17 protein-coding genes are annotated in these 13,980 nt (G+C 62.4%); 14 read left to right on the top strand and 3 right to left on the bottom strand.

Features of this window, described 5'->3' with window-relative positions; genetic code table 11:
- Nucleotides 1-16 precede the first annotated feature (16 nt).
- From K9857_RS04005 to K9857_RS03995, 3 genes are all read left to right on the top strand, one after another.
- Nucleotides 17-967 (top strand): CheW domain-containing protein, encoded by a 951-nt coding sequence (locus K9857_RS04005; RefSeq protein ID WP_224533599.1) that lies wholly within the window; start codon nt 17-19, stop codon nt 965-967.
- Between the two features lie 85 nt (nt 968-1,052).
- The gene (locus K9857_RS04000; protein ID WP_007980742.1) at nt 1,053-1,538 is read left to right on the top strand and encodes a chemotaxis protein CheW; all 486 of its coding nucleotides are present in this window, start codon (nt 1,053-1,055) and stop codon (nt 1,536-1,538) included.
- On the top strand, nt 1,539-1,934 hold the full coding sequence (locus tag K9857_RS03995; RefSeq protein WP_224533598.1) for a DUF2802 domain-containing protein: 396 nt from the start codon (nt 1,539-1,541) through the stop codon (nt 1,932-1,934).
- A gap of 130 nt (nt 1,935-2,064) precedes the next feature.
- Here the strand turns inward: K9857_RS03995 and K9857_RS03990 are convergent, their stop codons facing one another.
- Together K9857_RS03990 and K9857_RS03985 are read right to left on the bottom strand one after the other, a co-directional pair.
- A complete protein-coding gene (locus K9857_RS03990) occupies nt 2,065-2,394 on the bottom strand; it encodes an EscU/YscU/HrcU family type III secretion system export apparatus switch protein (protein ID WP_224533597.1) in 330 nt (109 codons plus the stop codon).
- A complete protein-coding gene (locus K9857_RS03985) occupies nt 2,391-3,965 on the bottom strand; it encodes a flagellar hook-length control protein FliK (protein WP_224533596.1) in 1,575 nt (524 codons plus the stop codon). The genes K9857_RS03990 and K9857_RS03985 overlap by 4 nt, the downstream gene beginning before the upstream one ends.
- A 198-nt stretch (nt 3,966-4,163) precedes the next feature.
- Here K9857_RS03985 and ccmA point away from each other — a divergent pair, with 198 nt between their 5' ends.
- The 10 genes from ccmA to K9857_RS03935 all read left to right on the top strand — a co-directional run bounded on the left by ccmA (nt 4,164) and on the right by K9857_RS03935 (nt 11,595).
- A complete protein-coding gene (gene ccmA / locus K9857_RS03980) occupies nt 4,164-4,799 on the top strand; it encodes a cytochrome c biogenesis heme-transporting ATPase CcmA (RefSeq protein WP_224533595.1) in 636 nt (211 codons plus the stop codon).
- Complete coding sequence (gene ccmB, locus K9857_RS03975; protein WP_007980754.1) at nt 4,796-5,464, top strand: heme exporter protein CcmB; 669 nt, start codon at nt 4,796-4,798, stop codon at nt 5,462-5,464. The genes ccmA and ccmB overlap by 4 nt, the downstream gene beginning before the upstream one ends.
- A 97-nt stretch (nt 5,465-5,561) precedes the next feature.
- Nucleotides 5,562-6,317, top strand: a complete 756-nt coding sequence (locus tag K9857_RS03970; protein ID WP_224533594.1) for a heme ABC transporter permease — start codon at nt 5,562-5,564, stop codon at nt 6,315-6,317.
- On the top strand, nt 6,314-6,490 hold the full coding sequence (ccmD, locus tag K9857_RS03965) for a heme exporter protein CcmD (RefSeq protein WP_008055370.1): 177 nt from the start codon (nt 6,314-6,316) through the stop codon (nt 6,488-6,490). Before K9857_RS03970 ends, ccmD begins: the two co-directional genes overlap by 4 nt.
- Entirely contained in the window at nt 6,487-6,942 is a 456-nt protein-coding gene (gene ccmE / locus K9857_RS03960) for a cytochrome c maturation protein CcmE (RefSeq protein WP_224533593.1), read from the top strand. Before ccmD ends, ccmE begins: the two co-directional genes overlap by 4 nt.
- Nucleotides 6,943-6,945: 3 nt before the next feature.
- Nucleotides 6,946-8,949, top strand: a complete 2,004-nt coding sequence (locus K9857_RS03955; protein ID WP_224533592.1) for a heme lyase CcmF/NrfE family subunit — start codon at nt 6,946-6,948, stop codon at nt 8,947-8,949.
- Complete coding sequence (locus K9857_RS03950; protein ID WP_224533591.1) at nt 8,946-9,482, top strand: DsbE family thiol:disulfide interchange protein; 537 nt, start codon at nt 8,946-8,948, stop codon at nt 9,480-9,482. The genes K9857_RS03955 and K9857_RS03950 overlap by 4 nt, the downstream gene beginning before the upstream one ends.
- Entirely contained in the window at nt 9,479-9,949 is a 471-nt protein-coding gene (locus K9857_RS03945) for a cytochrome c-type biogenesis protein (RefSeq protein WP_224533590.1), read from the top strand. Before K9857_RS03950 ends, K9857_RS03945 begins: the two co-directional genes overlap by 4 nt.
- On the top strand, nt 9,946-11,154 hold the full coding sequence (gene ccmI / locus K9857_RS03940; protein WP_224533589.1) for a c-type cytochrome biogenesis protein CcmI: 1,209 nt from the start codon (nt 9,946-9,948) through the stop codon (nt 11,152-11,154). The genes K9857_RS03945 and ccmI overlap by 4 nt, the downstream gene beginning before the upstream one ends.
- Before the next feature lie 27 nt (nt 11,155-11,181).
- Entirely contained in the window at nt 11,182-11,595 is a 414-nt protein-coding gene (locus K9857_RS03935) for a hypothetical protein (protein ID WP_224533588.1), read from the top strand.
- A gap of 120 nt (nt 11,596-11,715) precedes the next feature.
- Here K9857_RS03935 and K9857_RS03930 read toward each other — a convergent pair whose 3' ends face one another.
- A complete protein-coding gene (locus K9857_RS03930; protein ID WP_224533587.1) occupies nt 11,716-12,921 on the bottom strand; it encodes an MFS transporter in 1,206 nt (401 codons plus the stop codon).
- Between the two features lie 139 nt (nt 12,922-13,060).
- Here K9857_RS03930 and K9857_RS03925 point away from each other — a divergent pair, with 139 nt between their 5' ends.
- A complete protein-coding gene (locus K9857_RS03925; protein ID WP_224533586.1) occupies nt 13,061-13,957 on the top strand; it encodes a LysR family transcriptional regulator in 897 nt (298 codons plus the stop codon).
- The last annotated feature ends 23 nt before the right edge of the window (nt 13,958-13,980 follow it).

Here is a 13,980-nt window from a genome sequence, read left to right as displayed (position 1 = left end):
GTCTGGGGGCATGCCAATGAATCGGCCGTTGAAGATCACGTCGCGCCCGCAACTGGCCTTGCAGTCGTATCTGGACAGTTTGCTGGAGGATGTGCCCGAGGAATTGGTGCTGCCTGTCGAGGTTTTGCCCGAAGAGGCCGCATCTGAAACCGTGCTGGACGAATTCCAGGCGGCGGTGCTTGAAGAGCAGGTCCGTGATGCCCGTGCAGCCACAGTTACAGCTGCACCGGCTCCGATAGCTCCGGTGGTGAAGGCCCCGGTGCTGGAAGCTGCACTGCCGGTCATGGCCCCGATTTCCACCATCGCGCCGTTGCTCAAAGCCCTGGTGCCGCCACCGGTCGAGGTTCCGCCGCCGCAGGAACCCGTCGTCGAGGTACCGGAACCAGCGGCCATAGAGGTGACGCAAACTCTGATCCCGCCGGTGGTCGAAGTCCACCTGCCGCCGAGCAATACGCCGCCTCCAGTGGAAACCGATGGCCGTCCGAGCTGGGCGGCCGAGCCTTTCGAATGCCTGCTGTTCGACGTCGCAGGTCTGACCCTGGCGGTGCCTCTGGTCTGCCTGGGTTCGATCTATCCGCTGGCCGGTCACGACCTGACGCCACTGTTCGGTCAGCCGGAGTGGTTCCTGGGCATCCTGCCGAGCCAGGCCGGCAATCTGAAGGTGCTCGACACCGCGCGCTGGGTGATGCCGGACCGCTATCGCGACGACTTCAAGCAGGGCCTGCAATACGTGATTTCGGTCCAGGGCTACGAATGGGGGCTGGCGGTCCACCAGGTCAGCCGCTCGTTGCGCCTGGACCCGAATGAAATCAAATGGCGCAGCCATCGCGGTCAACGACCGTGGCTGGCCGGCACAGTGATCGAACACATGTGCGCGCTGCTGGATGTTTCCGAACTGGCCGCGTTGATCGCCAGCGGCGGGGCAAAGCACATGGGCGGCAGCAAGCCGGTCCAGAAATTGAAATGAAATCTGCACGACAAACAGGCGACGGCATTCGAATGCCGCAGCACCGTACACATACCGCCAGAGCGGTTTTTCGAGGGGAAAGGCTATGAATGACAAGGCGACGGCGGCAAAGGGTTCCGAAGATCCGATCCTGCAATGGGTGACCTTCAAGCTGGACAATGAAACCTACGGCATCAACGTGATGCGTGTTCAGGAAGTCCTGCGCTACACCGAAATCGCTCCTGTTCCGGGTGCGCCAAGCTATGTGCTGGGCATCATCAACCTGCGCGGCAACGTGGTCACCGTGATCGACACCCGCCAGCGCTTCGGCCTGATGAATGCCGAAATCAGCGACAACACCCGTATCGTCATCATCGAAGCCGACAAGCAAGTCGTCGGGATCATGGTCGATAGCGTGGCCGAAGTGGTTTACCTGCGTCAGTCGGAAATCGAAACCGCACCGAACGTCGGTAACGAAGAATCCGCCAAGTTCATTCAAGGCGTGTGCAACAAGAACAACGAACTGCTGATCCTTGTCGAACTGGACAAGATGATGAGCGAAGAAGAATGGTCGGAACTGGAGAGTATCTGATTGATTCTCGAGGTAGCGGTCATTGTCCTGTTCCTGTTTTGGGCAGGCACGCTGGCAATGTTTCTGGCGTACATACGCAGTCAAAAGCAGATCGCTGCGCAACAGGCCGAGAGCGATGCGCTGCGTGATCAGCGCATCAAGGACCTGGGCAAACGCGTCGATAACTACCAGAACGGCAACGTCCGCATGGGCGAGGATCTGCACGAACTGCGTGCCATCGTCGCGCCCCTGCCGGACAAACTCGCCCAGGTCGAACAGCGCGACCCCTCCAGCCTGTCGTTCGCCCAAGCGGCCCGACTGGTCGGCATGGGCGCCAGCGTCGACGAACTCACCCAGTCCTGCGGCCTGACCCAGGCCGAGGCGGAGCTGATGAGCAAGCTTCACAAAAACACCTGAACCACCCCTCACCTGTAGGAGCGAGCACGCTCGCGATGGAGGACCGGACACCGCGGGGTGTCTGGTTGCCAGCGTTATCGTTGGCGTCCATCGCGAGCGTGCTCGCTCCTACAGGATGGCGTTCGAAGACTTAGTAATCGTCTCCTCGCTCCGTCACATCCTTCTCCACTCGCGGCGCATTCGGATCCTGTCCTGCCGGGAACTTGCCCTTCAGATTCCACGCGAACGCAATGATCTCGGCAATCGTGCGGTACAGCTCTTCCGGAATGCTGTCTCCCAATTCCATCCTTGCCAGCAATCTCACCAGTTCCGGGTTTTCGTAGATCGGTACTTCGTATTCGCGGGCGATTCGCAGGATTTCTTCCGCCAATTCTTCGTCGCCCTTGGCGGTGAGGGTGGGGGCGTGGTGGCCGTCGTATTGGAGGGCGATGGCCTGGCGTGGGGCGTTGGCGTTGTTCATGCGGTTTCGTCGACCCAGCGTTGTTCGAGGCGGGTTTGGGGGCCTTGGGGCGGTTTGCCCTGGTGGCAGTCGAGATCGGTGACGTTCAGGCCCGAGGCCAGCAGGCGCTGGCGCAGGGCGGCCAGGTTGTTTTCGATCAGGTCGGCGGTGTAGGGGCGTTCGGCCCACAGTTGGCTGGACAGGCTGCCGCGGATCAATTGCGCCTGAACCTGCATCGGACCCAAGGGTTCCAGATCGAATGCCAGTTCGACGCGCCACAGTTGCTGCTTGGGCTCGCGTTCGTCGCGACGTTCCTGGGGTTGCTCCCGGTCGGGGATTTCTTCGCGCTGGAACTTGATCTGCAGGGGCACGATGTCCTGCAGGTTGCGCATCGGGATTTCCAGTTGCCAGGTGCTCACCAAGCGACCGTCGCTGGTCACGCCGGTCTGTTCCAAGCTCGACAGCTGATGGCTTTGCAGGCGCGATACCGCTGCGGCGGCCAGGCGCAGCAGGTGTTCGAGGTCGTCCTCGCCTTCGGCGCTTTGCAGCAGGCGCTCGGGCAGCGGGAAGCTGGTGGGCGAGGGTTTGGCGCTGACCTGGCCGAGCATCCCGAGGGCGTTGCGCACGAAGCTCGGCATGGCCTGGGCCAAAGTATTGGCGGCGATGATCGCACTGAGGTTGGTGCTGGTCGGCAGGTTCGGCGTCAGTTGCGCGATCAGCTTGAGCAGATCGGCTTTCATGTCCGGGGCCAGTGTCGGGTTCTGACCGCCCAGCAGCTTGGTTTCAAGAAACGCGCCGCTGCCGACCAGCGCTTGAAGCAGTCCCTTGGGCGTACTCAGTTGCTGTACGTCGGGCAGACCGGCCAGCAGTTTGTCCACGGCGACGCGCAGGTCGCTGGAGGTCTGATTCGAGGGCGGCAGGTTCTGCAGGAGTTTGAGCAAGCCATCCAGCGAACCCTGGCGGCTGGTTTGGCTGGCCAGTTGCTGAGTCACCGCCAATTGCTCCTGACGACTGCTCAAGGGTAGGAACTTCAGGGTCTGGGTGTCCTGCACCTGGGCGCTGAGCAGGGTGCCGATGCGCAGGGGCTGCGGGCTGTCGATGCTCAAGGTGCTGCCGCTCAGGGCGGTGTTGAGCAGGCTCACCATCGAGCGAAACACCGTCGGTTGCCCCGGCACTTGTGGCAGCACCTGGGAGGTCAGCACTTTGCCCTGCAACAGGGTGCCCACCGGCAGTTGCGCGGTGTCGAGGCGGGTGAGGGTCGCGACGCTGGAAGCGATGGCCTGTTGCACGGTGATGGCCAGGTTGCCGGCCGAAGGCTGGGTCACCGCGATGCTGGTGCCCTGGGCCAGCGGCTGGTTGCTGGTGGCCGAAACCGTGGTCTGGCGACCGCTGTCGAGGGTGACCTTGAGCAGCAGTTGAAAGGTCTGGTCCGCCTGCTTGAGCGACAGCACTTCGGCCTTGGCGGTCTGACCGGCGTTGATCAGGCCCTCGATGGGCGTCAGCAGCTTGAGCAATTCACCACTGACCGTCTGCGGACGCGTGGACGCCGCAGGCGTTTGCGGTAGCGGGAGGATGTTCATTTCGCCTGTCATACGCGGTCACAACCTTGGGAAAATGCGCTCTTTGGAGTAGGAAATGGCATGTATAATGCCGCGCGGTTGTATACAGGCTGCCCGAAACATTGCAATTATTTGACTCAGGTCGCGCGCCCGGGCCGCCAATTCAACTATTGTGCATCTCTTTAACGGCCGCGTCAGAGCCGACTTGAACCGTATAAGGCCCGTGAACCCTTGACCAGTCCTGTCCTGCAAACCGTTGCCCTTGCCTGCGAGCGAGACCTTCGGCTGCTTTTTGAAAATCTCGATTTGAGACTGGCCAGTGGCGAAATGATTCAAATCAGCGGCCCCAATGGCAGCGGCAAGACCAGCCTGTTGCGCCTGCTGTCCGGATTGATGCAGCCGACCGCCGGTGAAGTGCTGCTCAATGGTCAGCCATTGCACGAGCAGCGCGCGGAGCTGGCGCGCAACCTGTTGTGGATCGGGCACGCGGCGGGGATCAAGGACTTGCTCACCCCCGAAGAGAACCTGAGCTGGCTGTGCGCCCTGCATCAGCCGGCCTCCCATGATGCGATCTGGCAAGCCCTGGCGGCGGTCGGATTGCGTGGTTTCGAAGACGTTCCCTGTCATACCCTGTCCGCCGGCCAGCAGCGCCGTGTCGCCTTGGCGCGCCTGTATCTGGACAGCCCGCCGCTATGGATTCTCGACGAGCCGTTCACCGCGCTGGACAAGCAGGGCGTGGCGCAGCTCGAGGAGCACCTCGCCGGCCACTGCGAACGGGGCGGCATGGTGGTTTTGACCACTCACCACACGCTGAGCCGGATGCCGGCCGGTTATCGCGACGTCGATCTGGGGAAATGGGCCGTATGAGTGTGTTTGGCCTGTTGGTCGCCCGTGAGGCCCGTCTGCTGTTCCGTCGTCCGGCGGAGCTGGCCAATCCGCTGGTGTTCTTCGCGATCGTGGTATCGCTGTTCCCGCTGGCGGTCGGCCCCGAGTCTCAATTGTTGCAAACCTTGTCTCCGGGCCTGGTCTGGGTGGCGGCGCTTTTATCGGTCCTGCTCTCGCTGGACGGGCTTTTCCGCAGTGATTTCGAGGATGGATCGCTGGAACAGTGGGTCCTTTCGCCGCACCCCCTGGCTCTTCTGGTTTTGGCAAAGGTACTGGCACACTGGGCTTTTTCCGGGCTGGCACTGGTTTTGCTCGCTCCCTTGCTGGCGTTGATGCTCGGTTTGCCCGCCGCCTGTCTGCCGGTGTTGCTGCTTTCGTTGTTGCTCGGTACACCGGTGCTGAGCCTGCTCGGCGCGGTGGGCGCGGCGTTGACCGTCGGTTTGAAGCGCGGTGGCCTGTTGCTGGCGTTGCTGATTCTGCCGTTGTACATCCCGGTGTTGATCCTCGGCAGTGGCGCCTTGCAGGCGGCCTTGCAGGGCATGCCGGCGACCGGTTATCTGTTGTGGCTTGGCAGCCTGACCGCCCTGGCGATAACCCTGACACCCTTTGCAATAGCTGCTGGCCTGAAGATCAGCGTCGGCGAATAATAATGAGGTCTGATCAATTTTTGATCACTTCTTTTGAAGTAAGGCAGACCCTTTGACCGACTCGTGAAAGCGAGCGGCAACCGTGATGGAAACAGTAATGAACTGGACCTGGTTTCATAAGCTCGGCTCACCCAAGTGGTTCTACGGCATCAGCGGCAAAATGCTGCCGTGGCTGAGCATCGCAGCGTTGCTGCTGATCGGCGTTGGCGTGGTCTGGGGCCTGGCCTTCGCGCCGCCCGACTATCAGCAGGGCAACAGCTTTCGCATCATCTATATCCACGTTCCGGCCGCCATGCTGGCGCAGTCCATCTATGTGATGCTGGCGGTGTGCGGCGTCGTGGGGCTGGTGTGGAAAATGAAACTGGCCGACGTCGCCCTGCAATGCGCGGCGCCCATCGGCGCCTGGATGACCGCGGTGGCGTTGGTCACCGGCGCGATCTGGGGCAAACCGACCTGGGGTTCTTGGTGGGTCTGGGATGCGCGACTAACGTCCATGCTGATCCTGCTGTTTCTGTACTTCGGTGTCATTGCGCTGGGCAACGCCATCAGCAATCGTGACAGCGCGGCCAAGGCCTGCGCGGTGCTGGCGATTGTCGGCGTGATCAACATCCCGATCATCAAGTACTCGGTGGAGTGGTGGAACACCCTGCACCAGGGCGCGACCTTCACCCTGACCGAAAAGCCGGCGATGCCCGCCGAAATGTGGCTGCCGCTGCTGCTGACGGTGTTGGGTTTCTATTGTTTCTTCGGCGCGGTCCTGCTGCTGCGCATGCGTCTGGAAGTGCTCAAGCGCGAGGCGCGGGCCAGTTGGGTCAAGGCCGAAGTGGAAAACAGCCTGGAGGTCGTTCGATGAGTTTTGCGTCATTCGGCGATTTCCTCGCCATGGGCCATCACGGTCTGTATGTCTGGTCGGCCTATGGCATCTGCCTGGCGGTGCTGGCCCTCAACGTGGCGGCGCCGATCCTGGCCCGCAAGCGTTATCTGCAACAAGAGGCGCGTCGTCTGCGCCGGGAGAACGGCAAGTGAATCCGCTGCGTAAAAAGCGTCTTATCATCATTCTCGCGATTCTGGTCGGGGTCGGCGCTGCCGTCGGCCTGGCCCTGAGCGCCCTGCAGCAAAACATCAATCTGTTTTACACGCCCACCCAGATCGCCAATGGCGAAGCGCCGCAAGATACGCGCATTCGCGCCGGCGGCATGGTCGAGAAGGGTTCGCTGCAACGCTCCAGCGATTCGCTGGACGTGAAGTTCATCGTCACCGACTTCAACAAATCCGTGACCATCACCTATCGCGGCATCCTTCCGGATCTGTTCCGCGAAGGGCAGGGCATCGTTGCCCTGGGCAAGCTCAACGCCGATGGCGTGGTGGTGGCCGACGAAGTGCTGGCCAAGCACGACGAGAAGTACATGCCGCCGGAAGTGACCAAGGCGCTCAAGGACAGTGGTCAGTCCGCTCCTGCTCCAGCGAAGGAGGGTTGATTGATGAATTCCGATCTTCTTGTTTCCGGTCTTTTCATTCCAGAGTTGGGCCATTTGGCGATGATTCTGGCGCTGTGTTTCGCGCTGGTTCAGGCCGTGGTACCGCTGCTGGGTGCCTGGCGCGGTGACCGTTTGTGGATGAGCCTGGCCCAGCCGGCCGCGTGGGGCCAGTTCGCCTTTCTGCTGTTCGCCTTCGGTGTCCTGACCTACGCGTTCATGACCGACGACTTCTCCGTCGCCTATGTCGCCAGCAACTCCAACAGCGCGCTGCCGTGGTACTACAAGTTCAGCGCGGTGTGGGGCGCCCACGAAGGTTCTTTGCTGTTGTGGGCCTTGATCCTCGGTGGCTGGACCTTCGCCGTGTCGGTGTTCTCCCGGCAGCTGCCGCAGGTGATGCTGGCGCGGGTGCTGGCGGTCATGGGCATGATCAGCACCGGTTTCCTGCTGTTCCTGATCCTCACTTCCAACCCGTTCGCACGCATCCTGCCGCAGATTCCTGGCGACGGACGCGACCTCAACCCGCTGCTGCAAGACATCGGCCTGATCGTGCATCCACCGATGCTGTACATGGGTTACGTCGGTTTTTCCGTGGCTTTCGCCTTCGCCATTGCCGCGCTGCTGGGCGGTCGCCTGGATGCGGCGTGGGCACGTTGGTCGCGGCCATGGACCATCGTCGCCTGGGCCTTTCTCGGCATCGGCATCACCCTCGGCTCCTGGTGGGCCTACTACGAGCTCGGCTGGGGCGGCTGGTGGTTCTGGGACCCGGTGGAAAACGCCTCCTTCATGCCTTGGCTGGTGGGCACCGCGCTAATTCACTCGCTGGCGGTCACGGAAAAACGTGGCGTTTTCAAGAGCTGGACCGTGCTGCTGGCCATCGCCGCGTTCTCGTTGAGCCTGTTGGGCACCTTCCTCGTGCGTTCCGGCGTGCTGACCTCGGTTCACGCGTTCGCCTCCGACCCGGAGCGCGGCGTGTTCATCCTGATCTTCCTGCTGTTCGTGGTCGGCGGTTCGCTGACGCTGTTCGCCCTGCGCGCGCCGGTGGTCAAGAGCCAGGTCGGCTTCAACCTCTGGTCCCGGGAAACCCTGCTGCTGGGGAACAACCTGGTGCTGGTGGTGGCGGCGTCGATGATCCTGCTCGGCACCCTGTATCCGCTGATTCTCGATGCCATGACCGGCGCCAAGCTGTCGGTCGGCCCGCCATATTTCAACGCGCTGTTCATTCCGTTGATGGCCTTGTTGATGCTGGTGATGGCGGTCGGCGTGATCGTGCGCTGGAAAGACACTCCGGTGAAATGGCTGATGAGCATGCTCACCCCGGTGCTGCTCGGCAGCGTCGCCATGGCCGTGGTGGCCGGCGTCGCCTACGGCGATTTCAACTGGGCGGTACTCGCGACCTTCCTGCTCGCGGCCTGGGTGTTGCTGGCCGGCGTGCGTGACATCTTCGACAAGACCCGCCACAAAGGCCTGATCAAAGGCCTGCCGACCCTGACCCGCAGCTATTGGGGCATGCAACTGGCGCACGTGGGCATCGCGGTCTGCGCCCTGGGTGTGGTGCTGTCGAGCCAGAACAGTGCCGAGCGCGACCTGCGCCTGGCGCCGGGCGAGTCCATGGACCTGGCCGGTTACCACTTCGTGTTCGAAGGCGCCAAGCACTTCGAAGGCCCGAACTTCACTTCCGACAAGGGCACCATCCGGGTGATCCGCGATGGCAAGGAAATCAGCGTGCTGCACCCGGAAAAACGCCTCTACACCGTGCAGAATTCGGTCATGACCGAAGCCGGGATCGACGCCGGATTCACCCGTGACCTCTATGTGGCGCTGGGCGAACCGCTGGGCGATGGTGCCTGGGCCGTTCGCGTTCACGTCAAACCGTTCGTACGCTGGATCTGGTTCGGCGGCTTGCTCACCGGTCTCGGTGGGTTGTTGGCGGCGCTGGATCGGCGTTATCGGGTCAAGGTAAAAAGCCGGGTGCGTGAAGTACTGGGTATGGATGGAGCCACTGCATGAAACGTTGGTTGATGCTGTTGCCGCTGGCGATTTTTCTGGTGGTCGCTGTTTTCCTGTATCGCGGTCTGTACCTGGACCCGGCCGAGTTGCCGTCGGCGATGATCGGCAAGCCTTTCCCGGAGTTTTCCCTGCCGACTGTGCAGGGCGACAAGACCCTGACCCGTGCCGATATCGTCGGTAAACCGGCACTGGTCAACGTGTGGGGCACCTGGTGCATTTCCTGCCGGGTCGAGCACCCGGTGCTGAACAAGCTGGCCGAGAAGGGCGTGGTGATCTACGGCATCAACTACAAGGACGTCAACGCCGACGCCTTGAAGTGGCTGAGCGAGTTCCACAATCCCTATCAGCTGGACATCCGTGACGACGCCGGCACCCTGGGCTTGAACCTGGGTGTCTATGGCGCGCCGGAAACCTTCTTCATCGACGCCAAGGGCATCATTCGCGACAAGTTCGTCGGGGTGATCGACGAGCAGGTCTGGCGCGAAAAACTGGCAGCCAAGTATCAGGCGCTGGTCGATGAGGCCAAGCCATGAAGCGCTGGCTCGCCGCGGTGGTCCTGGGCTTGAGCATGGCCGGCGTGGCCCATGCCGCCATCGACACCTACGAGTTTGCCAAGGAAGGGGATCGTGAGCGTTTTCGCGAGCTGACCAAGGAACTTCGTTGCCCCAAGTGCCAGAATCAGGACATCGCCGACTCCAACGCACCGATCGCCGCCGACCTGCGCAAAGAGATTTTCCGCATGCTCGGTGAGGGCAAGGACAACCAGCAGATCATCGACTTCATGGTGGACCGCTACGGTGACTTCGTCCGCTACAAGCCTGCCCTGAACGCCAAGACCGCGTTGCTCTGGTTCGGCCCTGCCGGCCTGTTGTTGGGCGGTTTTGTGGTCATCGCCGTGATCGTCCGCCGCCGTCGCACGCAACGCGCCGAAACCCCGGACTCGCTTTCTGCCGAGGAGCGCAAGCGCCTCGACCAACTGTTGGATAAAAACCAAGAATGATTGATTTCTGGCTCGCTGCAGGTCTGCTGCTTCTGGTGGCCCTGAGTTTTCTGCTGATCCCCGTCCTGCGCCACCGTCGCGCCCAGCTCGAAGAGGATCGTACCGCCCTGAACGTGGCGCTGTATCAGGAGCGCGTGGCTGAGTTGCAGTCTCAGCAGGATGAAGGCGTGCTCGATGCCGCGCAGATGGAGGCCGGTCGCGCCGAAGCTGCGCGCGAACTGCTCGCCGATACCGAAGGTGCTGTCGTGCCGCGTGCTTCGCGCCTGGGCAAACCGGCGCCGTTGCTGGCGGCGATCCTGGTACCGGTGCTGGGTCTTGGTTTGTACCTGCATTTCGGTGCCAGCGACAAAGTCGAGCTGACCCGGGAGTTCTCCCACGCGCCCAAATCGATGGAAGAAATGACCCAGCGCCTGGAGCGTGCGGTCGCGGCTCAGCCGGAATCCGCCGAAGCGCTGTACTTCCTCGGTCGTACCTACATGACTGAAGAGCGTCCTGCGGACGCGGCGAAGATCTTCGAGCGCACCGTGAACCTCGCCGGGCGCCAGCCGGAACTGTTGGGGCAATGGGCACAGGCTCTGTATTTCGCCGAGGGCAAGAAGTGGTCGGAGCAGATCCAGGCGCTGACCGATGAAGCGCTCAAAGCCGATCCTAACGAAGTCACCAGCCTGGGGCTGCTCGGCATTGCCGCGTTCGAAGCTCAGCGTTATCAGGACGCCATCGATTACTGGAATCGCTTGATGGTGCAGTTGCCGCCGGAAGACAAGTCGCGCATCGCCCTGCAGGGCGGCATTACCCGCGCCACCGAGAAGCTGGAGGCCAGCGGCGGCAAGGTGGCTCCTGCTCCTGCTGCGGTAGCCAAGACTGGTGCGCTGCTCAAGGTCCAGGTGGATCTGGCAGCGGACCTGAAGGCCAAAGTACAGCCGGGTGACAGCGTGTTCATTTTCGCCCGAGCGACTTCGGGTCCGCCCGCGCCGCTGGCGGCCAAGCGCCTGACCGTGGCTGACCTGCCAGCAACCGTCGAACTGGGCGATGCTGACGCAATGATGCCGCAGTTGAAACTGTCGAACTTCCCTGAAGTCCAACTGGTTGCGCGCATCTCCCGCGCCGGCCAACCGACGGCAGGCGAGTGGATCGGACGCAGTCAGCCTCTGGCCAGCAGCACCACCGCGCCGCAGACACTCACCATCGACAGCCCGGATAAATAAACCCGGGAATCAACAGGAAGCATCGTCATGACCGCCATCGCTCGTATCACCCTGCTCAGCGTCGTTCTCGGGCTGAGCGCTTGTGCGGTCCAGCGACCCGAGCAGCCGACACCGCCGCCGATCCCGCCGTCGCAGCCGGGTACCAAGCCGGCACCTACTACAGTGCCGAGCAAGCCGACCACGCCGACAGCCCCGGCCAAGCCCGCCAAGCCGCTGCCGCGCACCTCGGCGAGCTTCGCGCCGCCGCCTGGGGGCAGCAGCCATTGGGACCCGAAGCTGGGTGTCTATGTGCTCGAGGATCAGCCCAACACCTTCTACCGCCAGCGCACCTACTACCGCTGGAACAACGGCTGGAGCCGCTCGATCAGCCCGAAAGGGCCGTGGGAAGAGACCGATATCCACGGTGTACCGGGTGGCTTGGGGCGGCAGTTCGGTCAGTAAGATTCTTTAACTGTAGGAGCGAGCACGCTCGCGATGGTCTCAAGAACGCCGCTGGGCATCAGATTCCCCGCGTTATCGTTCACGACCATCGCGAGCGTGCTCGCTCCTACAGGTTTATGGTCAGGCGGTCTTGCGTGGTCTGCCGATCCAATGGATCAACAGGGCCAACAACCCAAGCGCAACACCCAACACCACAATCCCCGACCAACCATACCGCGTCATCAACCACCCGCTGACCGCAGCCCCCACCGCCCCGCCAAAAAACGTCGCCGTCATGTAAAGGCTGTTGATCCGCCCCTGCGCCTTCGGATCGACCGCAAACGCACGGGTCTGATTCGACACCAGCCCCGACTGCACGCCGATATCCAGCACGATCACCCCGAGCACCAGTAACGCCAGCGAAGTCTGCGCACCGGCCAGCAGCAGGTAGGCCAGAGTGACAATGCCGATGCTGGCGCCGATCACACTGCGTGAACCCAACCGGTCTGTTGCCCGACCACCGAGGGAGGCCGCAAGCGCACCCGCCGCGCCGATAATCCCGAAGCCCCCGGCCCAGGCACTGCCCAACTGGAAAGGCCCGTTGGCCAGCAATGCCGCCAGGTTCACCCAAAACGCATTGAAGCAGGCCCACAGCAGCGCCTGGACGATCATCGACTGACGAATCGGTGCGTTGTCGCGCATCAGCGGCCACAGCGAAGCGAGCAGGCGCGGGTAGGACAGGTTGGTGCTGGGCACGCCTTGGGGCAGCAACGACGCCGCAGCAATCCACACCGGAATCATGAACGCCGCTTCCACGCCATACACCGCACGCCAGCCCCAGGTTTCACCCACCACGCCGGCGATGGTGCGCCCGAGCAGAATGCCGACCATGATCCCGCTGACTACCGTGCCGACGTTGCGTCCGCGCTCGCTGGGTTTGGACATGACGGCGGCGAAGGGCACCAGCTGTTGCGGCACGCAACTGACGATGCCGAGGCCGAACGAGGCGGCGATCAGGGTGCCGACGCTGGGCGAGATGGCCGCCGCAATGGCAAAGCAGAACGCCAGGGCGATTTGCCCCAATACCAGTTTGCGCCGGTCAAATCGGTCGCCCATCGGCAGAAGCAGGGCCAACCCGGTAGCGAAACCCAGCAGCGCAGCGCCGGCCACCAGGTCGACCGTGGTCAGGTCCAGCCCAAGATCCGCGGCAATCAACGGCAAAATCGGCTGGGTGCAGTAGATGTTGGTGATCACCGCGCCGGCGATGATCGCCATCATGATGATCTTGCCGCGTGACGCCAGCGCAGGCGCTGCGGTGCTTTCGGACGATAAGGGCAGGGCGCTCACGGCACTCTCCTTGAGGTTGGCTTCCGGCAGTGCGACGGGATATCGCGCGCGGGAGATGAGTGTCCAAAGTACGCACTCGCGTGAAACTGGATAATCCCCTAGGATCGGGAATCATCCTTCCATAATTTGATAGGGCGCCATGAACCGTCTCGATTCCATGTCTGTACTGATCGCGGTGGTCGATGCCGGCAGTCTGTCAGGCGCCGCGCGTTATCTCGGCATGCCGTTGGCCACCGTCAGCCGCAAGGTGGCGGAGCTGGAATTGCACCTGAACACCCGCTTGCTGCATCGCACGACAAGGCAACTGTCGCTGACCGAAGCCGGCGCGTCCTACGTGGCGGCGTGCCGGCGGATTCTTGAAGACATTGGCGAAGCCGAACGTGCGGCGACCGGTGAATACGCTTCGCCAAAGGGGCAGTTGGTGGTGACTGCTCCAGTGGTGTTCGGGCGTCTGCATCTGGTGCCGGTGGTGGCCGAGTTTCTCGCGCACTATCCCGAGATCGAGATCAACCTGATGCTTACCGACCGTGTGGTGCATCTGATGGAAGAGAACTGTGACGCTGCGGTGCGCATCGGTGAATTGCCCGACAGTTCGCTCATGGCGACAAAAGTGGGGGAGGTGCGCAGGGTGGTCTGTGCAAGTTCTGAATATCTGGCGACCCATGGTGTACCTGTCACGCCGGCGGACTTGAGTGAACACGCATGTATTACGTTCGAAGTGCTGGAGTCTGTTGGCGCCTGGGTATTCGAGGCGGGCAAATCACAGACGTCCGTGCGCGTTCATTCGCGGTTTGCGGTCAATACGGCAGAAGCGGCCATCGACGCGGCGAAGCTTGGGGTAGGGGTAATTCGGGTGTTGTCCTATCAGGTAGCGGACGCCTTGAGCCAGAACGCCCTGCAGGTGATTCTCGAACCCTTCGAATCCTCGCCCCTGCCCATCAGTCTGGTGCACAAGGGGCAACCCCCATTACCCCTGAAGCTGCGCGCCTTCCTCGACTTCGCCACCCCGCGCCTGCGCGCCCGCATGGCGGATTGAACACGATCCCTTCATGGGCGTTT

Origin of the sequence: Pseudomonas sp. REP124, assembly GCF_020164475.1 — a bacterium.
In the GTDB taxonomy this organism is placed as follows: domain Bacteria; phylum Pseudomonadota; class Gammaproteobacteria; order Pseudomonadales; family Pseudomonadaceae; genus Aquipseudomonas.
The sequence above is the reverse complement of the archived record's forward strand: the minus strand, read 5'-3'. Positions and strand labels throughout refer to the sequence as shown.